The organism is Streptomyces sp. NPDC041200, from assembly GCF_055591805.1.
In genome coordinates this window covers 182673-208782 of the sequence record NZ_JBVIZF010000006.1, presented here as the reverse complement: position 1 = coordinate 208782, position 26110 = coordinate 182673, and the positions used below count along the sequence as shown (strand labels likewise).

The window sequence follows — 26110 nt, the reverse complement described above, 5'->3', positions numbered from 1 at the left end:
GATGTATCAACATCATGGAAAGGCTGAGGACGATGCAGTTCGGCATCTTCACCGTCGGTGACGTGGCCACCGACCCGAACACGGGCCGTACGCCCACCGAGCACGAGCGGATCAAGGCGATGGTCGCCATCGCGCAGAAGGCCGAAGAGGTGGGGCTGGACGTCTTCGCCACCGGCGAGCACCACAACAGGCCGTTCGTGCCGTCGTCGCCGACCACGATGCTGGGCTGGATCGCCGCGCGTACCGAGCGGATCATCCTGTCCACGTCGACCACGCTCATCACCACCAATGACCCGGTGAAGATCGCCGAGGACTACGCGATGCTCCAGCACCTGGCCGACGGCCGCGTCGACCTGATGATGGGCCGGGGCAACACCGGCCCGGTCTATCCCTGGTTCGGCAAGGACATCCGCGACGGCATCAACCTCGCCGTGGAGAACTACGCCCTGCTGCGCCGGCTGTGGCGGGAGGACGTCGTCGACTGGGAGGGCAGGTTCCGTACACCGCTACAGGGCTTCACCTCCACTCCGCGCCCGCTGGACGGTGTCCCGCCGTTCGTCTGGCACGGGTCGATCCGCTCGCCCGAGATAGCCGAGCAGGCGGCCTACTACGGCGACGGCTTCTTCCACAACCACATCTTCTGGCCCAAGGAGCACACCCAGAAGCTGGTCGACCTGTACCGGCAGCGCTACGCGCACTACGGCCACGGCAGCCCCGAGCAGGCGATCGTCGGCCTGGGTGGCCAGGTCTTCATGCGCCGCGACTCGCAGGACGCCGTCCGTGAGTTCCGCCCGGTCTTCGACCGTTCACCGGTGATGGGCGGCGGGCTCTCCATGGAGGAGTACATGGAGCAGACCCCGCTGACCGTCGGCACCCCCGAGCAGGTCGTCGAGAAGACGCTCACCTTCCGCGAGTACGCCGGGGACTACCAGCGTCAGCTGTTCGTGGTGGACGGCGGCGGCATCCCGCTGAAGACCGCCCTGGAGCAGATCGACCTGCTCGGAGAGGAGGTCGTACCGGTGCTGCGGAAGGAGTTCGCCGAGAACCGGCCCGCTGGCGTCCCTGACGCCCCCACCCATGCCTCGCTGCTCGCCGCGCGCGATGCGGGCGGCACGCCGACCGCCGCACCGGCGGTCTGAGACCGCCACCGTGCACGGTGCTCGGAAACGGAGGACGTAATGACCCACGACTTCAACGGATACCGGTCCGGTGACGGAGTGGCGCCGGACCGGTGGGCAAGCGCTCTGCACCTGTTCGACAACGGCGTCGGCGCACCGCGCGAGGAGAGCACCACGGAGCGCTGGGAGCGAGCCCGGTTGCTGTTCGAGACCAGGCACTACATCGGCGCGGCACGGCTGCTCGCCGACGTCGTCGAGGAGGCCCCGGAACAGACCGGCCCGAGGCTGTTGCTGGCCCGCGCCTACTACCACTCCGCACAACTGCGGCGCGCCGAAGAGCAGTTGCGCAAGGTGGTCGAGCGTGATCCGGTGGAGCACTACGCCCACCTGATGCTGGGCCGCACCCTGCAACGTCAGGGTCGCCAGGACGAGGCGGAGCCGTGGCTGCGTATGGCCGCCGCGTTCTCGGGCGATTATCCCGATGACGACTGAGCGGCGCGGTGGCGCGTCATGAGCCGCCGGGGCGGTGACCTGCAAGGCGCCGGTGACGGGTTGGGGGTGCCGTCGAGCAGGCAGAGGGTGCCGGGGTCCTTGCACCGGACGTGGAAGCCGAGCATGTCGACCCAGAACCCGCGCGGCGGCGAGGTCGGTGACGGCCAGCTCCTCGGGAGGGGTGGCCGCGGTTCAGGCGGTGGCCGACGACGGTACGGGGACGGGCGCCACGCCGAGCGCCGAGCCGACTGCGGCTCCCACCGGCGGTCCGGGCGGGCCCGGCGGCGGCCCGGGGAACCTGGCCGTCACCGACGACTTCTTCGGGCTGACCACCGACGGCACGAAGATCGACGGCCTCTTCACGATCCACTCCGAAGGCGTCGACACCGCCCCCGTGGCCGCCGCCGCGAGGGCGTTCCTGGCCGGGCTGAGCGACGCGCAGAAGAAGGAGACACAGTTCACCATCCATTCTCTGGAGTGGCGCCAGTGGTGCAACATCGACTCGTACGAGCGCAACGGCGTCAGCCTCGCCGATCTCTCCGGCGGCCAGAAGGCCCTGGCCACCGGCCTGTTGAGAGCTTCGCTCAGCGCGGATGGCCTGGAGACGACCGAGAAGATCCGCAAGCTCAACCAGGCGGCAGGTGAGGCCATCGGGAACACCAAGTCCTTCAACGACGAGGCGTTCTACTTCACCATCATGGGCGAGCCGTCCGCCACCGCGCCCTGGGGCTGGCAGATCGACGGCCACCATCTGGTGATCAACTACTTCGTGCTGGGCGACCAGGTCGTCATGAGCCCGTGCTTCTGGGGATCCGAGCCCACCACGATGATGATCGACGGAACGACGGTCAGCGTCTGCCAGGAAGAGATCAAGGCCGGTCTCGACTTCATCAACTCCCTGACCAGCGAGCAGAAGGCGGTCGTGATCGCCTCCGCCGAGCGGACAACGCGGTCCAGGCGTACACCGGCATCCAGGGGTCGAAACTCACCGCCGCGCAGCGGACCAAGCGGGCTGCTGGAGTGGGTGCGGCTGACCGCCCACCCCGAACTCCCGCTCCCGGACGACGCGCTGGACCTGGCGACGGGGCGGTGGGCGCAAACGGGCTGAGCGGCGCGCGGCCGCGCCACCCCGACGACGTCAGCGCCCACACCATCACCGATGCACTTACGAGGCTTGTGTGGTGATGTCGTCGTAGGACTCCAGGAGGGTCCAGCGCCGTTCTGTACGCACTCCGATGGGGAGCCGGTCGGCGGCCGGCAGTGGGCCCAGGTCCAGGCCGGTGAGGTCGGCGATGTCCAGGACAGGGACCTGGAAGGTGCGGAAGGCGCCGAGCGGGGGAGGGTCTCCCGCCTGCGCGGCTTGGGCCATGGCTTGGGCAGCGGCGGCTTTGGTGAGGTCGGGGCTCTGGTCCAGCACGTAGGCGGTGGACGCCAGTTCCCCGTCCTGCGTGAACGCGGCTACTTTCCAGAACCGGAGCGGTACCTGGATGCCCCGGTAGGGCGGGTCGGAGTCCTCGAGCACCGGCCCGGTGAAGACCGTCAGCTTGCGGTCGAAGTCTTCGGCATGGTCGAGCAGGAAGTTCTCCAGCCCCTGCCAGAGTTTCTTGCCCTGGTTGAAGACGTCCATCTGCGGAGCGGCGTTCGTGTAGTGGAACGTGTCGCTGTTCGCCGTGGGGGCTTCCGCGCCCCATACCGGGTCAAGCCGGCGGACCAGGTGGCCCTTGTCCAGGGGATTGTCCTTGTAGATGAGGTGGCCGGCCTGCTGGGCTTCGGGAAGGCGGGGGTCGAAGCGCCAGTCGTCGCTGCGTGGCACATCGAGGAGGTTGGAGCCGTCGATCGTGACGGCTGTCGCCGCGGCCAGCCGCCGGTCCGGGCGGAAGACGACGCTGAAGTTGGTGTACGGAAGGATCACCGTTTCGATGCTCGAATCGGCAGGCACGGGCAGCGGTACAGCCGGCCCCAGGAAACGGTCGTTGTAGCCCTTGCGGTTCGCCAGGGATTCGCGGCTGACTGCCTCGGCGTTCGGTGGGGGGTCGGGGGGAGTGGCCATGCCGATTTACGTACCGCGCCGCCCAAGATCGCACGCGGTCGGCCTGCCGCCTCACGCGGTCGGCCTGCCACTTCACCTGAATGGCGACGGGCAGGGTGCGACCTCAAGGTCCTGGTGCGGTTCCCTGACAAGCCTCAGCCCTGCTCTCCAGCGCGGGCAGTGCCCTTACGGCTGACCCCCGGTGCTGCGGGGGGCGGCTTCCACCGCGGAGCGGGGGGGGGACAGCCGGAGGGAGAAAATTCGGCTGCGCCTCTAGCGTGCCGGTACATGACGAGTCCCGCGTTACCCATGCCGCACCACTCACGCGGCGCCGCGGCTGCGTCCGCGGGCGCGGCCACGCCCATGCTCCAGCGCCTGGGCACCCGACACCTCAGGCACGTCCCCGCGGGCAAGCACCTGAATCGATCGCCTCGCCGCAGGAGCCGCACCGCATGGACCGGATCAACACGCCACGCCGCACAGTGCTCGCACTCGGTACCGCCGCGGCAGCCACACCATGGCGTGGCGGAGCCCCCGCCCCCGCCCGCGCCGCCACCCCAGGCGCCACACTGATGGGGGACGCCGCGACCACAGGGCTGGAAGAGCTGGGCATCACCGAGCTTCGCCGGCGGATGAACGACGGACAGCTCGACGCCGAACGGCTCACCCGCTACTACCTGGACCGCATCGAACGCATCGACCCCCTCCTGCACGCGGTGATCGAGGTCAATCCCGAAGCGCTGCGCGAGGCCCGGCGCCTGGACGCGGAGGGCGATCCCCGCAGGCCGTTGCACGGCATGCCCATCCTGCTCAAGGACGTGGTCGAGACCGCGGACCGGATGCACACGACGGCCGGATCACTCGCCCTTCGGGGCCTGCGGCCGGAAAGGGACGCCACGGTCGCCGCCAGGCTGCGCGCTGCCGGTGCCGTCATCCTCGGGAAGACCAACCTGAGCGAGTGGGCCGGCGGGATGTCGCTCACCCACCACGCCGGCTGGAGCGCCCGCGGTGGGCAGACCCGGAACCCGTACAAGCTGGACCGGTCACCGAGCGAGTCCAGTTCCGGTACCGCGGTCGCCACCGCGGCAAACCTGTGCGTGGCCGGAATCGGAACTGAGACCAACGGTTCGATCATCGACCCGGCCTCGGCGAACTGTGCCGTCGGGGTGAAACCGACCGTCGGACTGGTCGGGCGCGCCGGCGTGATTCCCGGTGTGCCGAGCCAGGACAGCGTCGGCCCGATCGCGCGCACGGTCCGCGACGCCGCGATCCTGCTCGGCACCCTGGTCGGGCTCGACGACCGCGATCCGGCGACCGGGGCGAGCCGCGGCCGCTTCTACCGCGACTACACCCGTTTCCTGGATGCCGACGGGCTGCGCGGGGCGCGCATCGGCGTACCGCGAGCGGTGTACTTCGGCTACAGCCACCACGCCGACGAGATCGCGGAGCGGGCGATCGCCACGTTGCGCGCGGCGGGGGCGACAGTGGTCGACCCGGCCGACATCCCGACCGCCGAGCAGCTTGAAGACCTGCCCAGCTCGATGGTCGTCCAGGTATACGAGGTCAAGCGTGCGCTGAACGCCTACCTGGCCGGCGCCCCCGGCGACCACCCGCGCAACCTGGCGGAGCTGATCGCGTTCAACCGTGCGCACGCCGACCGCGAGCTCCGCTATGTGCGGCAGGACGGGCTGGAGGCGGTGCACCGAATGGACTTCACCGAACGCGAGTACCGTCAGGCGCTGGCCACCAACCACCGGCTCTCGCGCGCCGAAGGCATCGACGCGGTGCTGCGCCGATTCCGCCTGGACGCACTCGTGATGCCGACCGCGGGGCCGCCGGCCAAAATCGACCTGATTCGCGGGGACAGCTACGGCGGCGGCGCGTCGACGCCTGCCGCACTCGCCGGATACCCCGCGATCAGCGTCCCGGCCGGTTTCGCGTTCGGCCTGCCGGTCGGCCTGACGTTCATGGGTACGGCGTGGAGCGAGCCGAACCTGCTCCGCCTCGCCTACGCCTACGAGCAGGCCGACCGCGTCCGACGTCCGCCGGCCTACCGACCGGCCGACGTCGGATTCTGAGCTGCTGGCCTCGGTCGCCGTGCCCCGGCCGATCAGAGATGGAGAGTCTGAGCCGGCACGATGCGAGACCTCAGCCCCCCCGCGACGTTCCGCCTGACCTACATCGCGGTCACGCGGTCGGCGGTGGAGCGAACGTCGGGCTTCGCGCTGTGGTGGAGATCCTTGGTGCGGATCACGAGGAAGCCGATGAGAGCAGCGGTGAAGCCGAGGACGGCGCAGACGTTCATGGCGCTGTGGAAGGCGGCCATGTAGGCGTCCCCTCCGGCGCTCAGTATCCGGTCGCGCATGGCGCCGCCCCCTTGTTGGGCCACCGCTTCGAGAGAGCCGGAGCTGATGGCTTGGGCGGCCTCGTCGGCTTTGTCGGGGCCGAGTTGTTGGCCGACTTCGGAGGCGGTGAAGCTGTCGGCGACGCGGTTTTGGAAGAAGGCGCCGACGCCTGCGATGCCGACGGCGATGCCGACTTGCTGGAAGGTTTCGTTGATGCCTGAGGCGACGCCGGACTTGGCGGGTTCGGCGACCTCGACGGCGACGGCGGCGCGGGCGGGATTGAAGATGCCCATGCCGAATCCGGCGATGACGAACGCGGGGATGAGGACCGTCCAGGCGGAGTCGGCTTCGGTCATGTTGAGGAAGAGCAGGCCTGTGGCCATGACGGCAGGGGCGGTGCCGAGGAGGATACGGAAGGGCACCTTTCCGATGAGGCTGCCGCTGATGGCGCCGGTGACGAACATGGCGATGGTCAGGGGCAGGAAGCGCAGGCCGGCTTCCCAGGCGTCCATACCGAGCATGTTCTGCAGGTAACTGGTTTCGAAGAAGATCGAGGGCAACGCTCCGGCGTTACCGATCATGGCAACGAGGGAGATGCCGACGAACGTGGGATTGCGGAAGAACGCGAGATCGAACATGGCGCGTTCGCCCATACGGCGTTCGATGGCCAGGAACAGCGCGAGGAAACCGACGCTCGCGGCGTAGAGAGTGAGGGTGAAGGCGCTGGTCCAGCCTTCTTCGGGGGCGCGGATGGTGGCGAAGACCAGGGCGCCGAGGGCAAAGCTGAAGGTGACCAGGCCCGGCCAGTCGGTGGGGTGAGCGCGGCGGTTCATCGACTCACGGACGCGGAACATGCCGATGAGGAGGGCGATGACCCCGATGGGGACGTTGAAGTAGAAGATCCAGCGCCAGGACAGGGAGCTGGTCAGAGGGCCGCCGATGAGGGGCCCGGTGGCGACGGCGAGGCCGACGGCGGCGCCGAAGACGGTGAAGGCTGTGGCGCGTTCCTTACCGTGGAACTCGTGGCTCAGCATGGCCGGGCCTACGGCGAACATGATGGCAGCGCCGACGCCTTGGATGGCTCGGAACGCGCTCAGGGCGGTGGCGTCGCCGGCGAGGCCGCAGGCCAATGAGGCGATGGTGAAGACCGCGAAGCCCACTTGGAAGACTTTCTTCCGACCGTGGCGATCGGCGAGTGAGCCCGCGGCCACCAGGAAGATCGCCAGCGTGAGGGCGTACGCGTCGAAGACCCATTGCAGGTCGGCGAAGCTGCTGCGCAGTGACTCGTGGATGTCAGGAAGCGCGACAGCCACCACGCTGAGGTCGAGCATCAGCATGAATGTGCCGAGCGCGACGATCCCGAGTGTCCACCACCTCGTGGGCGATGGCGCTCGTTCTGCGGACATGCGAGGCCCCTCCGTTGCTGGGTTCATTGGTCATGCGGAAAGGGTGACCGGAATGGGAGGCCCTGCTCGGTTCGGTGAGTGCTCCTGCGAGGGGCGGCCCGGGATGCGGGGATCCGGGCCGCCGCGCGCACACGTTCAAAGCACCGACCAGGGCCGACATGGCTACGGGCGCCGCGCCGCGGTGAGGCGGACACCGAGTACGGCGTCCTCCCAGACCGTTCTGCCGAGCCCCAGCCCCGCCTCCTTCAGCAAGGCCTCGACGCCCCCGGGTGCCGGCTCTGTCCAACCGGCGAGTTCGAGCTCGAGGCGTGCTGCCGCCGCACCGGTCGGGCGTTTCGGTGGAAGTGGGCTCGGCAGGACGATCCAGCCGCCGGGTACCAATGCCGCCGCACACGCGGTGATGGCCCGCCGCAGATCGGCAGTCGGCAGCCCGGCGGTTGGCAGCCACGCGAGGGCGAGCCTGTCGTCTTCCTCGAAACCGTCGAGGTCGCAGGCCCGGGTCTCCACCAGGACGTCACCGGTCGCGTTCGGGGCCATCTGCCGCGGCTCCAACGCGAGTATCGATGCGAAGGGCATGTTCCGCGCCAGTGCGACCGCTGACCTGCCGCCGTCACCGGCGGCGCATCCCACCCGTGCGCCCGGAGTGACGAGCAGTTCCGGCAGTCCTTCCAGCCTTCCGAGCAAGGAATTGACCAGGACATCGCCGAGTGCCGGGGAGTCGTCACCGCATCCGGCCGCCAGCTCCCGCCCTGCGGCCCGCTTCCCCGTGCGCAGTTGCGCGGTGTGGGCCAGCACGCGACGCAGCCGAGTGGTGAACGCCGAGGTGCGGGGGCCGCCGATGAGTGTCTGTTCCAGGCGCTGGTCGATGGTGTAGCGGCCATGGGCGTCTGTATGAACGAGTGAGGAACCGGCCAAGAGGGTGAGGAGGTCGCGCGTGAAGTCCTCGGGCAGGTCCGCGGCCGCTTCATTCACCGTGCACGGTCGCAGCAGACGGGCGAGCAGACCTGTTTCCTGAGCAATGGCGCACGCGAGCCAGCTCCACGCGACCCAGGCCACGCCCTCGAGACGTCCGTGGAACAGTCCCTCCGGCCCCCGCGGCATGGCGTCGGGTGCCTGTCCGGACCGGACGGCTTCCGCCAGGGCGTGAGCGCGGTCGAGAAACGCGACCAGCTCGCTGTGCCGGTCCGGATCCATGTCGGTCGACTCGAGCCCGGCTGCCGACACCACCGGCCGCGCGGCTTCGGCGAACTCTCCGGCGGGATCCTGGGCGGCGGCTTCGGCCGCGTGCAGGGCCCACCAGGAGTCCGCCAGCTTGGCGACGGAGAGCTCGGCGGCATCCTCGCGTACGCGCTTGCCCTCCAGGCCGACGATGGTGCGCTGCCCCAACTGCATGAGCAGCAGTTCCTGGGAGCCCTGACCGCCGATCATCCCCAGCACGTTGCGCATGAAGCGCTCCCACGGGAACGTGCTGATGTAACCTTCACCGCCCTGGAGGTTCATCACCAGCTGGCCGATGCGCACCGCGTTCTCGGCAGCGTGGTGCTTGGCGACGGTGGCGAACTCGTCGAAGAACGCGTCCCGTTCCGGTGAGCGGGTGCCGTCCAGCGCACGGTGGACAGTTGCGCGGGATGCCTCGAGCAACATGCGCATCTCGCCGATGGAGCGTTCGACGTTCGGGTAGTCGAGTACGCGGCGCCCGCTGCGCCTGCGCGAGGACAGCGCCTCGATGCAGTTTTCGACCACGCCTTGCAGTGCGCCGGTGATGCCACACGCGGTCATGATCCGACGGCCGCGCGCATACGTGTTGAACCTGCTCAGCGCGTCGGCATGCCACACCTGCCGCCACCCTGGCACGCGTACGTCGTGCAGAACCACCTGGGCCAAGCCCATGGTGCGCAGCCCCATGGTTTCCAGGGGCATGACCGCGACGCCCGGGTCGTCCTTCTCGACCACGAACGCGAGTATGTCGTTGGAGGCCTCCTCGCGAACGAACATGACGAACAGGTCGGCCAGCAGACCGCCGGTGACGAAGTGCTTGGTGCCGTTCAGCACCCACTCCTCGCCCTCGAGCCGTGCGGTGGACTCGTAGTCGTAGGGGTCTTTGCTCTCGTAGGCGCCCAGTGCGACGAAGCGCCGGCCTGCGACGAGGTCCGGGACGTAGCGCTCGATGAGCTCCTGTCCGTCGCTGGACAGGAGCACCTCGGCGATCTCGACGGTGGTGTCGACGAGCACGGAGAAGCCGGGGTCGAGTGAGAGCCGGGCGAGTTCCTCGACCACGACGCCCCACTCGAACTTGTCCCGCCCCGCGCCACCGACGTGGGCGGGCAGCGAGAACTGGAGCAGCCCGATCTCGGCTGCCCGCGCGAGGAGGCGCTTGTCGACCAGACGCCAGTCACGTTCGCGGAAGTACGCGCCCGGGTTGACCGTCTCCAGTACGAAGCCTCCGAAGCGGCGCCGGGTCTCACTCCGGATCTGCTCGACCTCCGCCTCCAGCGTGCGGTGGCCCTGGTCGAAGGCGTGCGTCAGGTCAGTCTGCCGTGTTTGTGACGTCACGCTCCGGCCTCCTGTACGCCACTGGTCGCGGCGGCGTCGCTTTCCAGCTGGTGGACCAATTCCCCGAGTGTTTCCTCGCCGAGGAAACGCTCGAGTGAGATGAGGGCGCCGAAGCGCTCCTCGAGGTCCGCGGAGAGCTGGGCCGCGGTCAGCGAGTCCATACCGAGTTCGCCGAGCGGCCGGTCGAAGGGGATCTCCTGCTGATGCGTGCCGAGCAGTTCCGCGATCAGCGAGGAAAGCCAGCTGCCGACGGGCTCGGTGACGGCGTTTGCGGTGGTGATGGCGTCCTCCTGGGTTCAGGCCGGCGTCGACTCTCGGTGCTGCGCCGCGAGGCGCAGCGGGACGAGAGAGAACGCCTGGTCGTCGTCGTCGAGATCTGCGAGTCGTCGCACCAGTTGCTCTTCCGCTTCCCAGTCGGGCTCGACGGGCGAGCCGAGCCGCGCGAGGACACGGCGCAGCGCCACCGAGAGCCAGGCTCGGTCGGTGGCCAGGCCACCGAGGGCGTGCCGGCGTTGGATCCAGGTGTGCAGACAGCAGGCACCCGCGTGTACCAGGCTGTGACGGCGGGCCGCGTCATACGCCTCGGCGGTGCGTCGCGTGCCGATCCCGCGGAACGTCTCTCGCGTCTGGTCGCGGGCGGTGTGCAGGAGGCGGGCGAGCGAGGCGAGTTCCGGGTCGTTGTCCAGCGCCCCGGCCGCGTCGTCAAGAAGGTCGGTCACCTCATCGACGCCGCCGTAGGTGATCGACGGGCGATGGTCGCGTGGCGAGGGCGGTGACATGGGCTGCTCGCCGAAGCCGAACAGCAGCGCCGGAGACAGCTCGGGACCTGCCCCGCGGCTCCCGAGTCGTCGGACCCCGTTGGCCAGTTGGGCACGAATCGTGTCCAGCTGGACCAGCTGCGTGCCCTCGAACACCGGGGTGATCGCGATGTCGCGCGCCAGCTTCTGGAAGGCGCCGTGCGCGATGCCCTCGCGCAGATAGGCGCGTGCGCTCAGGACCTCACCGCAGTCGTTCACAGCATCCACGCAGAAGGCCGGAACCACGTACTTGGCCACCGCGGACCACAGCGGCATCCGCTGCCGTGCCACGTCGAGCGCGCGGGCAGCGGCCAACTCGGTGCACTCCGCGACCAGTACGTCGGCGAAGGCACGCGCCAGCAGTGAGCGGACCGGCGCGATCTCAAGCGCCGGACTTCCGTACAGCACGCGCGACCGTGCGTGGCGCAGCGCGATCCGCAGCGCGGTGTCAGCGGCGCCCAGGCTGGTCCCACCGACCATCGTCCGGGTGAACTGGAGCATTCCGGTGACCATTTCGACGCCGCGCCCCTGTCTGCCGAGGACGGCGTCGGCGCCGACCCGGCAGTCATCGAGGATGAATCCGCTCAGGTCATGCCCGCGCAGCCCATGGGTGGGTACCTTCGGCAGCCGCTTCACCGCGTCGTCACTGACTGCGGCAAAGTCGACCAGGAACAATCCGAAGGACGGCTCGGACGCCGCGAGCACGGTGGCGAATGAGGACCGCCGACCGTTGCCGACCAGCCACTTCTCCCCGTCCAGCACGTACCCGTCGGTGATCGCGGTGGCCCGGGTGCCGGTGGCCAGCAGATCACTGCCGGCTGCCTTCTCGCTGATGGCGGCCGTGCCCCAGGCGCCTTGCAGTATGAGCTCGGCGGCCCTGCTCCGCTGTTCCTTGCCGCCCCACAGCCATATCGGCATCGCGGCGAGCAGGGTCGATCCGAATCCGATCGTGACGGCCAAGTCCCGGCGTGACGCCGCCCGCACCACCCCCAGCATGGACTCGAACGAGGTGAGCCGGCCACCTTCGGAACCGGGCACGATGTGTTGGTGCAGGCCCGCTGCCCAGGCCGCCTCATAGGCCGCGGTGGGCTCTGCTTCGAGCTCGTCCGCGCGCACTCCACCGGCCAGCGACATGCCGGTGCCGGGGTCGAACGGGCAGCCCAGTGCTTGCTCGAACTCTGCCGCCACGTCGAACGTGGACAGGTGGGACGGCGACGGGTCTTCCCCGTTGGTCATGTGCGCTCCACGATGATCGCGTATGGCCTGTCGTCCTCGTCGACGGACTCCAGTGCATGGACGAATGCGATGCCCTCGCCGTGGCGGTAGACGGTGGTGCGGACCTGGAGCAGATCCCACAGCTGGCCGGTCCGCAGCCACGTCGCGTCGATCTGGCGGATACCGTCGGACAAGGCGTCGCGCAGTTCCGGGATGTTCGTGCCGTGCCGCCGGACGAACTCTTCCCGTGCTCCGCCGGCGAAGCCGAGGGACTCGGCCCAGTACCACTGATCGGCCACCTCGCAGTGGTGGCGGTGGATGCGGAAGGTCGGCAGATCTCCGGTGCTCGACGCCAGGAGTTCACCGGCCCGTTCGAACTCTGCCCTCAGGGCGCGCACAGGGGACCGGTACGGGGTGCGCTCGACTTCGTCGTCGTGGAACGCGGTGACGAGTGAGCGGGGGAGCGGGGCCGGTGTGCCGGAGAGCGCCGAGTCGCCGCTGAGACGCAGGGGGACCGACGCGGCGCGCGTGCGCGCCGCCACTCCCGCGGGGCCGGAGAGCGTCGTCTCGAACTCCAGCTGGGAGGCGTGCGGTCCGCGAACCCGGGCAGCGACGTCGATGGTGATCGTGTCGGCGTCGTGGAACCGCAGCGGCCTCTCGTACTCCAGTTGCCATGCCCACAGAACGAGTCCGACCCGGTGCTCCGACACAAGCCTGCGGTGACTGCACACGTGATCGCGCACCCAATGGGTGCCTGCCTGGAATCCGAGCCGGCCGACGGTGGTGACCTGGAGCTGGGTGGGAGCGAACATGCCCGCGTCGAGTACGACTTCGTAGGTGGAAGTGCGCGGCATCGGGGCCTACCCGCCGGACACCGCGGTGACGATGTCCACCCGGTCGTCCTCGGTGGCCTTCCGGTCCAGCTCGCCTCGGGAGAGCTGTTCGCCGTTGAGAGCGATGAGGTGCGTCGAGCGGATGCTTCCCTCGCGGTCCAGGAGCACCTCGGCGAGGTTGGGATAGCGCTCGGTGAGAGCTGTCAGTCCATCGAGGACCGTGGAGCCGCCGACCTCGATGTCGTTCTCATAGTTGGTGAATCGGAGCAGAACGCCTCTGACCTTGACGATCATCGCCTGGACCCTTCTCTGCCTGGGTAGTGGTTGATTCGTGTCGCGTTGCCGAGCAGCCCGATCGACGCTTGTTCCGAGAGCGGGGTGTGTTGTCGTCGGCGCCTTGCTCGCGCTCTGTCTGAGGTGGACAGGAACACGGGCTCGACGCCGACCGCGTCCACCCGCTCCGACGACAGGCCGGCCACGTGACAGCAGCCGGAGAAACCCAAGCTCCCCCGTAGATGCAGGCAAGGTATACCCCTACCCCCTACCGGAAGCAAGCGCTGTAGGTGTCCCGTATGTGACGCTGAGGTGCGCATGGCCGATCATTCGTTCGATCACACTTCCCGCCGTTCACCTTCAAGCGGCGCGGCCTGGGCGGATTCCACATGCGGAGCGTCCGACTCCTCTTATCGCGATATGCCAGCTCAGGCGTCGACAAGGTCAATGCGCGCCAGGGCTGCGGTGTGCTCCGCCGGTGCGGGAATCCATCCGGGCGGGGGCGGTCGCCTGTTCGTGCACGATTTCTCCACAGCGAGTTCTGCCGAGCCGCCGCGCTCATCGGCACCCATTGACAGGGGCTACCCCCATGGGGTTTCCTCAACGGCGTTCGATGCGGAGGCCACACCAGCCGCGACAGTGCACAACGAGGGCCCTGACTGATTGCCAAGTGGAGCAACCGGGGCCATCCACCGGTGAAGCGCGACGGCACAGGAAGTCTTCGTTGTTCACCGACGCGGCGAGGTCGGTAGGCACAACATGGGGGAATCGATCACGCATGAACCAGCCATGCCGAGAACTTGCAGAAAAAACCGGCACATCAATCCACCGTGCGAACGCGACGATCGCTTTGCCGGTGAGTCCCCTGAGTGAGCAGTCGAGCTCCTAGCGGGAATTCTCAGACGATGAGCAGGCGCGGTCCGGTATTCGCGTAGTGGCCGGACGCGCCTAGCCGAACACCTTCGTTCCTCTTTCACACTCCGGAAATCGCGCATTCTCCGGCGTGCGGTTCACCACGTCCGAAAGCACGTTGACGATCTCTTCAGCGTTCTCCACACCCGCAATGGAGCAGAGGACTTATGGACTTGACCGGGAAGCTGTTCGCGCAGGATCGTTTCGCCGCCGTGGCGGCGGTACGACGGGATGCGACAGCAGTGGAACACGACGGCCATCGGATCAGCTACACCGAACTCGACGAGCGCGCGAACCTGCTCGCTCACCGATTCCAGGATCTCGGGGTCGGACGCGGATCCGTGGTCATGACCCACCTTGAGCGTTCGATCGACCTGATCGTCTCGCTCATCGCGACCCTCAAGGCGGGGGCGACGTACTTGCCGGTGGAGCCCGGAGTTCCGGATGACCGGCTCGCCACATACGTCAAGGAGACCGGCTGCGCCGCTGTCGTCACCCGCTCCGAGTACGAAGATCGCTTCGCCGGCCTCTCGGTGCCGACTCTCAGCGCGGTCGCGGTCACCGCCGCCGAGTCGCCCACCGGCCCTCCGGACATCACCGTTGACGCCTCGGACACCGCCTACATCGTCTACACCTCAGGCTCCTCCGGCACGCCGAAGGGCGTGCAGGTGAGCCACGCTTCGCTCGGCTACCTCTGCCGGAGCGTGAACGAGCGGTATGGCATCGGCCCGGACGACCGCGTCCTGCAGTTTGCCGCGCTCTCCTTCGACACCTCCATCGAACAGATCCTGGTCCCGCTGGTCCACGGGGCGACGCTCGTTCTGCCCGAGTACAACTGGGCACCGAGCGAACTGCCCCACAGGCTCGCCTCGCTCGGCGTAACGGTCATGGACCTGACCCCGCCGTACTGGCGGTCGTTCCTTGCCGAACTCGCGCAAAGCCCGGCCGAGCTGCCGGTCCGGCTCACGATCGTCGGTGGCAGCGCGGTGCATGCTGCCGACTGCGGCGCCGCGCTGCGCCTCATGCCGAACTCCCGGCTCGTCAACGCCTACGGGTTGACCGAGACGACGATCACGTCGTGCACCATGGAGATCACTCTGGAGTCGCTCCCTCCTCAGGGACCGGCGCCCATCGGACGCCCACTGCCGCAGACCGCCGTTCACGTGCTGGACCAGGACATGAAGCCGGTCCCGCCGCAGCAGCGCGGAGAGATATACATCGGAGGGCCCGGCGTCGCCCAGGGCTACCTCGCCGAGCAGTCCCCGGCCAAGGCCCGCTTCCTCGTCCTGCCTGGATCAGGGGACGAGACCACGCGCGTGTACCGCACCGGCGACCTCGGTCGCTGGACGGCGGAGGGCAACCTCGAGGTCGTCGGACGGGCCGACAGGCAGATCAAGATCCACGGATTCCGCGTGGAGCCGGCCGAGATCGAGGCGACCCTGTCGGCGCACCATCTCATCGACGACGTGGCGGTGATGGCCTTCAGCGCCAAGGGCGAGTCGCAGGTTGCCGCCTACTTCACCGCGAGCGGCACTCCGCACCGGCTCGAGCCGGCCGAGCTGCGCGCCTTCGCCGCCGGCCGACTGCCCACGTTCATGATCCCGGCGAAGTTCATCCAGCTGGACACGATGCCGATGACGAGGCACGGCAAAATCGACCTTGCCGCGCTGCCCGACCCGTCGCGGGAACCCGCCGTCGCGCCCAGGGCCGACAGCGATGTTCCGGCCGCCAGCATGGTCGAGCGCGCCGTCGCGGGGCTGTGGTGCCAGGTGCTCGACGTGGACTCGGTCGCGCCTGACGACAACTTCTTCGACCTAGGCGGGAATTCGATTCTGGCGGCCGAACTGCTCGCCAAGGTCCGGGCCTCACTGGGCGTCCTGATCACACAGGTCCGCCCTCTCATCCGGCTCCTCCTCGACGACGCGACCCTGCGCAGCTTCGCGTCAGCCGTGGAGTCGGCCCGGGCCGGCACACTCGACACCGACAGCGCGTCGCACGTCGACCTCGAGGCCGACACGGCTGTCGGGGTGCCGATCCAGCGGCAGCCGCCGGGTTCCACCTCATGGGCGGACCCGTCCCACGTATTCCTCACCGGCGCGACGGGGTTCCTCGGGATCTATCTGCTGCGTGAACTCCTGGCGACCACCACCGCCACTGTGCACTGCCTCGTACGCGCCGCGGATGCCGACCAGGCGAGGGAACGCATCAAGGACAACGCGCTGCACTACATGAAGGACGGTCTGGAGTCCTATTGGGCCGAGGGGCGGATAAGGGCTGTTCCCGGCGACCTGGGCGAGCCACAGTTCGGCCTGCCGGACGAGGAATTCGACCACTTCGCGCAGGTCATCGACGTCATCCATCACCCTGGCGGGCTGGTCAACTTCATCTACCCGTACTCCCATATGCGCCCGGCGAACGTCGAGGGCACCCGGGAGATCATCCGGATGGCCGGCCGCTACCGGAACATTCCCATCCACTACGTCTCCACCATGGCGGTGGTCTCCGGTTTCGGGACCGCCGGAGTCCGGCACGTCACCGAAGAGACGCCGCTCGCCCACGCCGGCCATCTCTCCGTCGGCTACGTGGAAAGCAAGTGGGTCGCCGAAGCGCTTCTCCAGAACGCTGCCGAAGAAGGCCTGCCGGTCGCCATCTACCGCGCCGCCGACATTTCCGGCGACCAGACGACCGGTGCCTGGAACACCGCAACCGAGATGTGTGCGATGAAGCGGTTCGTCGTCGACACCGGGACCTCACCGATCGCCGAACTCCCCCTGGACTACACACCAGTGGACTGCTTTGCGGCAGCGCTCCTGCACATCGCCTCGAGCCGGCTTCCCGCCGGGGAGGTCTACCACCTGACCAATCCCGGCAAGGTAAATATCTCGCTCCTTGCCGAGAGGCTTCGCGCCCACGGCCACGCCATCCGTGAAGTCCCCTGGGAACAGTGGCTGGAACACATCGTCACGACTGCCGTGGAACAGCCGGACCACCCCATGACACCTTTTGCGCCGCTCTTCATCGACCGGTGCTCCAGCGGCACCATGAGTGTCGCCGAGATGTACCTCGAAACAACGTTTCCCGCCTTCTCGCAAGAAAATGTGAAGGCCGCATTGCGTGGCAGCGGAATCGATATTCCGCCCGTGGACAGCGCGATGCTCGACCGCTACATCGAATACCTGACCTCCATCGACTTCCTGTGAGGTGAACATGATCCGGACACAGGCTCGGACCGAGTCGATATGGGATTCGGTGGATATCGGGGCGGGACCCGCTGAACAGCCCATCGCCTTCGGCGGAGACCTCGCGCCCCAGAACCTTCTTGCCGCCTATCGGCGGGGCCTGTACCCCTTTCCGGTTGACATGGCCGAAGCGGCAATCGTCAATGAACTCACCTACGAGGCCGAGGTCAAAGCCGGGCGTGTGAAGATCGTGCCAGGCCGCGCGGATCCCTTCTCGATCTCATGGTGGTCCCCGGACCCGCGGCCCGTGATTCTCGTGGACCAGGCCCGAATCCAGCGCAGCCTGCGCCAGCAACTGCGCAACAGGACGGACTGGACCACGACGGCAGACGTCTGCTTCGAAGAGGTGGTCCGTCAGTGCCGGGTGGGCCGCGTACAGCGGTGGTTGACCGACGAGCTGCTGCGGGGCCTGTGCCTCCTGCACAGGCAGGGCCACGCCCACAGCGTCGAGGTCTGGGACGGCGACGAGCTGATCGGCGGGACCTTCGGCATCAGGGTCGGGGCGGTGTTCAGTGCCGACTCCCAGTTCACGCTGCGCAGCGGGGCGGGCAAGACGGCGGTGGCCGACCTGACGCGCCGCTTCGCCGAGGCCGGCGGGCTCGCGATCGATGTCCAGCGCGACGGCGACCATGCCCGGCTCGTCGGTGCCCGGCCCCTGCCCAGGTCCGGGTATCTCGAACTGCTGGCCACCCTCGATGAGAACCGGCCGCTCGCCACCCGGAAACTGCCCGCCGGCCGCCTTGCCGAGTGAGCTCACCACACCCGTGCCTGCCTCAGGGAGACATGCTGTGCCCATCACCACCACGGATCTGCGGGTGGTCAGCCTCGCGGAGAGGCCTGACCTGGAAGAGGCCATGATCTCGATGGAGTCGTCGTGGCCGGCCTACATCCGCCCCGACGGCCTGCTCGTCGAGTGGGCCTTCGACCGGCATGCGGAGCACCAGCTCGTCGTGCTCGATGAGCGGGAGCAGGTCATCGCCCGCGCTGCCGGGGTGGCCATCGCCTGGGACGGCGACCCCGGCCACCTGCCCGACACCGGGTGGGACGAGGCACTTCGGCAGTGCCTGTCCGACACGTACGCGGAGCGGGAATTCACCACGCTGTGCGCGCTGGAGGTCGCCGTCCTCCGCGGCCACCAGTCGCGGAACCTGTCCGCACGTGTTCTGCGGGCCGTTACCGACCACGCGCGCCGGAAAGGGTTCCGCGACGTCGTGAGCCCTGTCCGTCCCAGCCGCAAGCACGAACACCCGGAACTGCCGATGGACGAGTACCTCACCTCTCTCCGGCCCGATGGCCTGCCCGCGGACCCCTGGCTGCGCGTCCACGTCAGGGCGGGCGGCGAGGTGCTGAAGGTGTGTCCGGCGTCCATGACCATCTCCGGAAGCCTCGCTCAGTGGCGCGAGTGGACCGGCCTGCCTCTGGACACCAGCGGTCCGGTGGAAGTGCGCGGAGCGCTGACGCCATTGACCGTGAGTCTCGAGCACAACTTCGCGGTGTACGTCGAACCCAACGTATGGGTGAGGCACCGGCTCGCCGGCTCGAGTCTTTGACATCCCACTTCGACGCATCACGAGCGGTACCGACGACAAGGAGTACGACCGATGAGCAGCACAACTCCTCACAGCGCGCTGTCGACCGACAAGTTGGACCTGCGCGCGGCCCTGATCGAGCGGATCGGCGGTTACATGATCGCGCACTCGATCGGGGTCGCCGCGGAACTCGGCCTCGCCGACCTCATCGGTTCGGGGTCCTGTCACAGCGGCGAACTTGCCGCCGAGACGGAGACTCACGAGCCGTCACTGCGGCGGCTGTTGCGGCTGCTGGTCGCCGGTGGGATCGTCGCGGAACCGGAGCCGGGATGTTTCGCGCTCACTGACCTCGGCTCCCAGCTGCGAGCCGATTCCCCGGACTCGCTCAAGAACTTCGCCCGGATGTTCTGCGACCCCCTCTTCCTCACCTCGTGGCAGGGCCTGCATCACACCATTTCCCGTGGCGAGCGCGCTTTCGACCACACGTACGGGACCGGGATCTATGAGTACTTGGCCCAGCACCCCGAGACGAGCATGTTGTTCAACGAGGCGATGAGCGAGGAGTCCAGGCACTCGGCCGAGCACATCGCCTCGGGATACGACTTTCCGGAATCCGGGACGCTGGTGGACCTCGGTGGCGGCGACGGCACCCTCCTCACCGCGATCCTGCGCGACCGTCCCGGGCTGCGGGGCATCGTTTTCGACAGCGCCAGCGGTGTGGCGGAGGCGCCCGCGACGCTGAGCAAGGCCGGGCTCACGGACCGGTGCGAGGCCCGGGCCGGCGACTTCTTCCAGGCCGTCCCGGGCGACGGTGACATCTACATCATCAAGAGCGTGTTCCAGGACTGGGGCGACGAGGAGTCCCGCGCCATCCTGCGGACCTGTCGCGCCCATATGCCCCAGTCCGCCACGCTGCTGATCGTCGGCACCGTGCTTCCCGAGACCGCCGACACCAGCGCACCGGTCATGTTCCTCACCGACGTCAACATGATGGTGACGACCGGGGGCCGCGAGCGGACCGAGAGTGAGTTCCGCGCGATGCTCGAGGAGACCGGCTTCACGGTGCAGTCGGTCGGCGACAGGGACGCCGGACCCTTGTCGATCATTCAGGCCGTCCCCACGTCCGTCGCATGACGACGGAACCTGTGGCGGACCGCCAGGTGGATCAGCCGGAGTCCTCGCGGGCGAGGCAGCCAGGGTTCACCGGCGAGTTGTTCCTGGGCAGGGTGAGGACTGATCTTCTCGCCCTGCCCGGGGGCGACCCCCGCCGTCTGGACCCGGTGGAGGAGCGGTTCCTGTCCCGGCTCCGTGCCTTCTGCGAGAAGGAGGTGGACAGCGCGGAGATCGAGAGCACGGACCGGATCCCCGACCACATCATCGAAAAGCTCAAGGATCTCGGGGCGCTGAGCATCAAGATTCCCCGGCAGTACGGCGGGCAGGGGCTGTCCTCCCGTTGTTATCACCGTGCTCTGATGCTCGCCAGCACGACACACCCGGCACTGAGCGAGCTGCTCGCGGCTCACCAGGCCATCGGTCTTGCCCAGCCCCTCACCCTGTTCGGAACCGACGCGCAAAGGCGGGAGTTCCTCCCCCGGTGCGTCGATGAGATCTCGGCGTTCGCTCTCACCGAGGCCGACATCGGCAACGACCCGTTCCGCATGCACACCACCGCCGTCTACGACCCGGACTCGGACAGCTACCTCCTCGACGGCGTGAAGACATGGGTCACCAATGGGGTCATCGCCGACCTCTTGGTCGTCATGGCTGTCGTCGCCCCTTCGGACCAGGATGCCGGGGGGATGACCGCGTTCATCGTCGAGGCCGACTCGCCGGGGGTGACGGTCGAGCGCCGGAACTCCTTCCTCGGCCTGCGGGGGTTGGAGAACGGCTGCATCCGCCTGCACCGCGTCGCCGTCCCCGCGCGCAACCGGATCGGCGAAGTCGGCGCGGGCCTGGAGATCGCTCTCGCCGCCCAGGACACCGGCCGTCTCTCACTGCCGGCCGTGTCCGCGGCCGCGGCGAAGTGGAGCCTGTCGGTGGCGCGCCGGTGGAGCACGGCCCGCGTCCAGTGGGACCGGCCCATCGGCGAGCTGGACGCGGTCGCCGGCAAGCTGGCGTTCATCGCCGCCACCGCGTTCGCCCTCGAGGCGATGGTCGAGGTCACCGGCCGCCTGGCGGAGCAGGGTGGCAGCGACACCCGGCTCGATGCGGAGCTCGCCAAACTGTTCGCCACGGAGAAGGTCTGCATGGTCGCGGACGAGCTCGTCCAGATTCGGGGCGGCCGCGGGTACGAGAGGGCCGATTCGGCGATCGCACGTGGCGAGAAGGGAATCCCGGTCGAACAGTTGCTGCGTGATGTCCGGGTGGGCCGCGTCTTCGACGGATCCAGCGAGGCGCTCCGCGATTTCCTGGCCCAGGACCTCCTCGCCTTGCACCGCGCGTCAGACACCCGTACAGCCGGGCCTTCCGGCAGCCAACGCCCCTCTGCCGACTCCGTGGACGGTGCTTTGAGCACGCACCTCGCGTTCGTCGAGCGGATCTCCGGACACCTGGCGCATCGTCTGGCTCTCGTCGCGGACGGGCCGGATGCCGAACGTGAGCGTCAGAGGTTCCTCGGCCGGATCGTCGACATCGGCGCCGAGCTGTACGCGATGAGCACAAGCTGCGTCTACGCGGCCGCGCTCGACGGTGCCGGTGACACCACGACCGCGCTGGCCGATGCCTTCTGCCATCAGGCCCGGCTGCGCATCGAGGAACTCCTCCGCCAGCTCGACGACAACACCGACGACAAAGACCGGGATGTGGCCGGGCGTGTGATGCGAGGTCACTGTGCCTGGCTCGAGGAGGGAGTGGTCGACCCGTCCACCGACGGGCCGTGGATCGCCGAGACGAGGCACGGTCCCGCGAAAGGACCGAACCTGCGGCGAGTCGTCCCGCCGACGTCCCGTACCCGGGAAGTTGCTGGCGCACCAGAGGGGGAAGCTCTGTGAACTCCACCACTGATGTCCTCCACGCGGCACGAGCGCAGACAGCGCCGCACAGGGGGCCCAACCGGTTCGTCGATCTGCTGGAAGGCGGCCATGTCCCGAAGGAGCGGCTCGGCCGGCTTGCCGGGGAGCTGTATTACCTCGTGGCCAGCGACCGGCGCAGCTTCGCTTTGCTGGCTTCGCGCTTTCCCTCTCCTCCCGCCGGGGATCTGTACCTGACCCTGGCGCAAAGCGGAGGACAGGCGCTGGAACTCCTCATGGATTTCGCGGCCGCGCTCGGGATGGGCGCCAAGGAGCTGCGTGGCTACGAACCGTGGCCGCTGGCGCAGGCGTATCCGGCGTTCCTGTCGCAGTCCGCGCTGTGCGGTGCCTCCAGCGACGTCGCGCTGGCGCTGCTGGTGAATGCGCGGGAGTCCGGCGAGACCTACACGCGTGTGGCCGACGCGCTGGTCGCCCGGTACGGGTTCGCGGAGGAGGCGCTCGGTCACTTCCGGTACTTCGCGGATACGCCGCAGCCCGTTCTGGACCAGGCGGCGGTCACGCTCGAGACGGGACTGGCCGGCGGGGACGATCCCGCTGCCGCTGTTCGATGCGCCCGGATGGTGTGCGCCTTGGAGGGCGAGTTCTGGAACTGCCTCGCCCAGGGGCTGGAACTCGGCTGAGTTCAGGGGCGCGTGGCGGAGAGGGCGGTTCGCTTGACAGGTATACCCCCCATCCGTATGTTCGCTACGCCTACCCCGTAGGGGTATAACCCCCAATGGATCGACGCCTCGAGCGCTGGCATGTCGCCGGCGCCAATGAGGAGAGGAGTGCCGATGTCCTCGGCCGGAAATCCCCCGCAACGCGCCGGGAGTAAGGAGTGGGCGGCGCTGGGCCTGTTGGTCCTGCCCGCTCTGCTCCTGTTCATGATGCTGACCATCTTGTTCCTGGCCAGCCCCTATCTCGCCGCCGACTTGAAGCCCAGCAGCACCGAGACGCTATGGATCCTGGACATCTACGGCTTCCTCATGGCGAGCCTGCTCGTCCTGATGGGGACCGTGGCCGACCGCTTCGGGCACAGGAACCTCCTGGTGATCGGAGCCGCTCTCTTCGGCGTCTTCTCCGTGCTGGCCGCGATGGCGGACTCTCCGGTGATGATGATCGTCTGGCGTGCGGTGCTCGGCATCGCGGCGGCCATGCAGATGCCGGCAACGCTCGGCCTGATCTTCTCGATGTTCCATGACCCCAAGCAGCGCGGTGTCGCGATCGGCACCTGGGCGGCCGCGATCTCCGCCGGTGTCGCGCTGGGCCCGTTGCTGTCCGGACTGCTCCTCGAGGCCTTCTCCTGGCGGGCGACGTTCCTGGTCGCGGTTCCGGTGATGGCCGTCGTGGTGATCGGTGGGCCGTTGCTGCTGCCGCGTCACCAGGGCGCCCAGGACAGCAAGCTCGACTTGTTCAGCGCGGTGCTGCTGCTGGCGACGCTGCTGCCGTTCATCTACGGGATCAAAACGTTCGCCACCAGTGACTCGCCGACGCTCTCGACCGCGGGCGTGGTGATCGGACTGGCCTTCGGAGTCTGGTTCGTCCTTCGTCAACTCCGTTCGTCCGCACCCCTGCTGGACGTGCGCCTGTTCACCAACCGGACGGTCGGCGGAGCGCTCGGCGTGTTCATCCTGGCGGCCACCGGCCTCGGCGGCGTGTACCTGATGTTCACGCAGTTCCTGCAGCAGGTGAAGGACCTGTCGCCCCTCAAGACCGGGTTCGCGATCCTTCCCGCGGCCCTCGTGCTGATCGCCGTCGCCACCCTGTCGCCGATCATTGCCCGAAGGGTGCGCCCGGGCTACGTCATCGCCACCGGCCTGGCCGTGCAGGTGATCGGCTATCTGCTGTTCACCCAAGTCGACAGCGCGACCGGTGTGCCGATGCTCATCGCGGGCTTCGTCGTTCTCTATCCGGCGGTGTCCCCGTCCATGGCCCTCACCACCGACCTGGTGGTCAGCTCGGTCCCGCCGGAGAAGGCAGGCGCCGCCGGCGGACTCGCCTCCACCGTCAACGACCTGGGCATCTCCCTGGGCGTCGCGATCGTCGGCAGCATCGGCACCGCGGCCTACAGCAGCGGGCTCGCCGGCAAGCTGCCCGAGGGCCTGCCCGCCAAGGACAAGGCGGCTGCTGAGGAGAACCTCTCCGGCGCCGTCGCCGCCGCGCAGAACCTTCCCGACCACCTCGCCGATCCACTGCTGCGCGTGACGAAGGACGCGTTCGCCGACGGGCTCAGCATCGGGTCGGCCACCGCGGCCGTGATCGCCGCGGCCGGAGCGATCATCGCCGCCCTCACGCTCCGCCACGTGCCCCCGACCGGCGCTGCCGCGCCGGGGTCGCACGGTGGTGAGGCGGACCCGGCCGAGTCGGCCGCGGCCGCGGGAGGCGGCTCGAAGTAAGGACGCACGACAACAGATCAGTGGGCCGGAGGCGGCGGCTGGGACAGCCGTGCAACCGCACAGCCGCCGCCTCCGCCACTCATGGGAGGCACATAATGATCGACTTCAGCGCGGACACCGTCGAGACGATCAAGAGCGCCGGCGGAAAGTGCATGTATGAACAGGTGACACATCTGCGGGCATCCGGGCCCGCTGTCCCCGTGGAACTGCCCGAAGGCGTCGGGGCCTGGTCGGTGTCACGGGGTGATGTCGTCAAGCGCCTCCTGACGCACCCAGGCGTGTCCCGGAACCTGAAGGAGACGGTTCCCACCTATGTGCCCGGGTCCGTGCCCTGGCTCTCGCCATGGGTCGACGTGGAGTCCATGGCCACCACGGACGGCAGCGCGCACGCGCGGCTGCGGAAGCTGATCACCCCGGCGTTCACCCCGCGCCGCGTGGAGAAGCTCCGTCCCCAGGTCGACGCGATCGTCGCCGAACTCCTCCACGACCTCAAGCAGCGGTCCGGTGACGAAACCGTGGACCTGCACGAGGAATTCTCCTACCGGGTTCCCACCCGGGTGATATGCGACCTCTTCGGTGTGCCCGAGGACCAGCGGCCCGAAGTACTCCGTGCTTTCCGCGTGGTCGCCATGACCGACGTGCCCGAGGAGGAGTCCGTCGCCGTCTACCAGGACCTCGAAGCGGCGATGCACGTTCTGATCGAGACCAAGCAGCGAACGCCGGACGACGACCTGACCAGCTTCCTGATCGCGGCGCGTGAGACCGGCGAAGCGCCCTTGAGCAGCCACGAGCTGATCTCCACGCTGCTGCTGATGATCGGCGGGGGAAGCCAGACCACCATCAACCTCATCGACCACACGGTCCGCGAGCTCCTCGCGCGGCCTGCCCAACTCGACCTTCTGCGGGCCGACCCTGGACGGTGGGACGACGCGATCGAGGAATCCTTGCGCGTCCACTGTCCGGTCATGCATCTGCCGATGCGCTGGGCCACGGAGGACATCGACCTTGGTGAAGGGGTGGTGATCCGCGCCGGCGACGCGATCCTGATCTGCTACGGGGCCCACGGCCGGGACCCGGATGTGCACGAGGATCCCGGGACTTTCGACGTCAACCGCGAGAACAAGGACCATCTCGCCTTCGGGCTCGGCGCCCACTTCTGCCCCGGCTCGCACCTCGCGCGGCTCGAGGCCAGGGTGGCCCTGCCCGCACTGTTCGACTGCTTCCCGAACCTCGCCCTGGCCGTCGCGCCCGAGCACGTCCAGCCCGGGCAGACCTTCATCGGCAACGACATCGTCGCGCTGCCCGTCCACCTGCGCCACACGTAGCGGCGCCCTCTTCCGCCACCGCACGTCACGACAGAGAAAGGTCCGCAGGTGACCGTTGACAATCTGGCCGTCAGGACGAAGCAGCTGCTGGACACCGCCCGGTATCTGAATCTGGCCTCCGTCGGTGAGGGTGGCGACCCCTGGATCGCCACCCTGGAGTACGTCTGGTTCGCCGACCCGCTGCGTTTCGTCTTCGGGTCGGCCACCAGTTCCCGGCACAGCCGTCATATCCGTGCCCGGCCCCAGGTGAGTGGCTCCCTGTTCACCACCGAGGGCGCCGGTGCGGGCGCGGCCATCTCCTCGGTCGACGGCGCCCAGTTCACCGGCCGCTGCGCCGAGATCTCCCCCGACCGGCTCGACGGGTACTACGCGCGTTTCTACGAGACCGTGTTCCCGGACCCGCGGCAGCGTGCCGAGTGGCAGCTTCCGGCGACACTGCTGCAGTCGCCCGCTCCGCACCGCCTCTACCTGGTCGAGGTCGAGCGCTGGTGGCTCGTCGACACCCGGACATGGGCCGAAGACCGCATCGACCGCCGTATGGAGATGCCGCTCGACGCGCAGACGCCGGCTCAGCCGTCCCCCAGCTCACACATCCGGACGACCTCCTGATCCTTCTGCCCGAACCCGAGAACCGCGGGGG

20 protein-coding genes are annotated in these 26110 nt (G+C 68.5%); 13 read left to right on the top strand and 7 right to left on the bottom strand.

The genetic code is table 11. The features are described from left to right. Nucleotides 1–32 precede the first annotated feature (32 nt). From ACZ6CL_RS17835 to ACZ6CL_RS17825, 3 genes are all read left to right on the top strand, one after another. Nucleotides 33–1139, top strand: coding sequence for an LLM class flavin-dependent oxidoreductase (locus tag ACZ6CL_RS17835; protein WP_468937042.1), 1107 nt, complete (start codon nucleotides 33–35; stop codon nucleotides 1137–1139). 39 nt (nucleotides 1140–1178) lie between these two features. Continuing rightward, entirely contained in the window at nucleotides 1179–1610 is a 432-nt protein-coding gene (locus ACZ6CL_RS17830; RefSeq protein WP_468937041.1) for a tetratricopeptide repeat protein, read from the top strand. A gap of 181 nt (nucleotides 1611–1791) precedes the next feature. Further along, on the top strand, nucleotides 1792–2718 hold the full coding sequence (locus ACZ6CL_RS17825) for a DUF3500 domain-containing protein (RefSeq protein WP_468937040.1): 927 nt from the start codon (nucleotides 1792–1794) through the stop codon (nucleotides 2716–2718). Nucleotides 2719–2775: 57 nt separating this feature from the next. Here ACZ6CL_RS17825 and ACZ6CL_RS17820 read toward each other — a convergent pair whose 3' ends face one another. Further along, the gene (locus ACZ6CL_RS17820; protein WP_468937039.1) at nucleotides 2776–3660 is read right to left on the bottom strand and encodes a DNA/RNA non-specific endonuclease; all 885 of its coding nucleotides are present in this window, start codon (nucleotides 3658–3660) and stop codon (nucleotides 2776–2778) included. Between the two features lie 431 nt (nucleotides 3661–4091). Here ACZ6CL_RS17820 and ACZ6CL_RS17815 point away from each other — a divergent pair, with 431 nt between their 5' ends. Continuing rightward, nucleotides 4092–5717 carry an amidase gene (locus ACZ6CL_RS17815; RefSeq protein ID WP_468937038.1) on the top strand — a complete coding sequence of 542 codons (1626 nt, stop codon included), beginning with the start codon at nucleotides 4092–4094 and terminating at the stop codon, nucleotides 5715–5717. Between the two features lie 98 nt (nucleotides 5718–5815). Here the strand turns inward: ACZ6CL_RS17815 and ACZ6CL_RS17810 are convergent, their stop codons facing one another. From ACZ6CL_RS17810 to ACZ6CL_RS17785, 6 genes are all read right to left on the bottom strand, one after another. Beyond that, on the bottom strand, nucleotides 5816–7390 hold the full coding sequence (locus ACZ6CL_RS17810; RefSeq protein ID WP_468937037.1) for an MFS transporter: 1575 nt from the start codon (nucleotides 7388–7390) through the stop codon (nucleotides 5816–5818). 162 nt (nucleotides 7391–7552) lie between these two features. After that, nucleotides 7553–9943, bottom strand: a complete 2391-nt coding sequence (locus ACZ6CL_RS17805) for an acyl-CoA dehydrogenase family protein (protein WP_468937036.1) — start codon at nucleotides 9941–9943, stop codon at nucleotides 7553–7555. Beyond that, on the bottom strand, nucleotides 9940–10173 hold the full coding sequence (locus tag ACZ6CL_RS17800) for an acyl carrier protein (RefSeq protein WP_468937133.1): 234 nt from the start codon (nucleotides 10171–10173) through the stop codon (nucleotides 9940–9942). The genes ACZ6CL_RS17805 and ACZ6CL_RS17800 overlap by 4 nt, the downstream gene beginning before the upstream one ends. A 66-nt stretch (nucleotides 10174–10239) precedes the next feature. Then, nucleotides 10240–11976: an acyl-CoA dehydrogenase gene (locus tag ACZ6CL_RS17795; protein WP_468937035.1), complete on the bottom strand. Its 1737-nt coding sequence runs from the start codon at nucleotides 11974–11976 to the stop codon at nucleotides 10240–10242. After that, nucleotides 11973–12809 carry an acyl-CoA thioesterase gene (locus ACZ6CL_RS17790; protein ID WP_468937034.1) on the bottom strand — a complete coding sequence of 279 codons (837 nt, stop codon included), beginning with the start codon at nucleotides 12807–12809 and terminating at the stop codon, nucleotides 11973–11975. The genes ACZ6CL_RS17795 and ACZ6CL_RS17790 overlap by 4 nt, the downstream gene beginning before the upstream one ends. Nucleotides 12810–12815: 6 nt before the next feature. After that, a complete protein-coding gene (locus tag ACZ6CL_RS17785) occupies nucleotides 12816–13082 on the bottom strand; it encodes a MoaD/ThiS family protein (protein ID WP_468937033.1) in 267 nt (88 codons plus the stop codon). Between the two features lie 1064 nt (nucleotides 13083–14146). Between ACZ6CL_RS17785 and ACZ6CL_RS17780 the strand changes: the two genes are divergently transcribed. The 9 genes from ACZ6CL_RS17780 to ACZ6CL_RS17740 all read left to right on the top strand — a co-directional run bounded on the left by ACZ6CL_RS17780 (nucleotide 14147) and on the right by ACZ6CL_RS17740 (nucleotide 26079). Next, complete coding sequence (locus ACZ6CL_RS17780; protein ID WP_468937032.1) at nucleotides 14147–17173, top strand: amino acid adenylation domain-containing protein; 3027 nt, start codon at nucleotides 14147–14149, stop codon at nucleotides 17171–17173. A 7-nt stretch (nucleotides 17174–17180) separates the two neighbouring features. Next, nucleotides 17181–17963: a leucyl/phenylalanyl-tRNA--protein transferase gene (locus ACZ6CL_RS17775; RefSeq protein WP_468937031.1), complete on the top strand. Its 783-nt coding sequence runs from the start codon at nucleotides 17181–17183 to the stop codon at nucleotides 17961–17963. Nucleotides 17964–18066: 103 nt separating this feature from the next. Next, nucleotides 18067–18762, top strand: a complete 696-nt coding sequence (locus ACZ6CL_RS17770) for an N-acetyltransferase (protein ID WP_468937132.1) — start codon at nucleotides 18067–18069, stop codon at nucleotides 18760–18762. A 51-nt stretch (nucleotides 18763–18813) separates the two neighbouring features. Next, nucleotides 18814–19875 (top strand): methyltransferase, encoded by a 1062-nt coding sequence (locus ACZ6CL_RS17765; RefSeq protein WP_468937030.1) that lies wholly within the window; start codon nucleotides 18814–18816, stop codon nucleotides 19873–19875. Next, complete coding sequence (locus ACZ6CL_RS17760; RefSeq protein ID WP_468937029.1) at nucleotides 19872–21731, top strand: acyl-CoA dehydrogenase family protein; 1860 nt, start codon at nucleotides 19872–19874, stop codon at nucleotides 21729–21731. Before ACZ6CL_RS17765 ends, ACZ6CL_RS17760 begins: the two co-directional genes overlap by 4 nt. After that, nucleotides 21728–22390, top strand: a complete 663-nt coding sequence (locus ACZ6CL_RS17755) for a thiaminase II/PqqC family protein (RefSeq protein ID WP_468937028.1) — start codon at nucleotides 21728–21730, stop codon at nucleotides 22388–22390. The genes ACZ6CL_RS17760 and ACZ6CL_RS17755 overlap by 4 nt, the downstream gene beginning before the upstream one ends. Before the next feature lie 153 nt (nucleotides 22391–22543). Beyond that, the gene (locus ACZ6CL_RS17750; protein WP_468937027.1) at nucleotides 22544–24145 is read left to right on the top strand and encodes an MFS transporter; all 1602 of its coding nucleotides are present in this window, start codon (nucleotides 22544–22546) and stop codon (nucleotides 24143–24145) included. A 95-nt stretch (nucleotides 24146–24240) separates the two neighbouring features. After that, nucleotides 24241–25470, top strand: coding sequence for a cytochrome P450 family protein (locus ACZ6CL_RS17745; protein ID WP_468937026.1), 1230 nt, complete (start codon nucleotides 24241–24243; stop codon nucleotides 25468–25470). A 48-nt stretch (nucleotides 25471–25518) separates the two neighbouring features. Beyond that, a complete protein-coding gene (locus ACZ6CL_RS17740) occupies nucleotides 25519–26079 on the top strand; it encodes a pyridoxamine 5'-phosphate oxidase family protein (RefSeq protein WP_468937025.1) in 561 nt (186 codons plus the stop codon). Nucleotides 26080–26110: the final 31 nt, after the last annotated feature.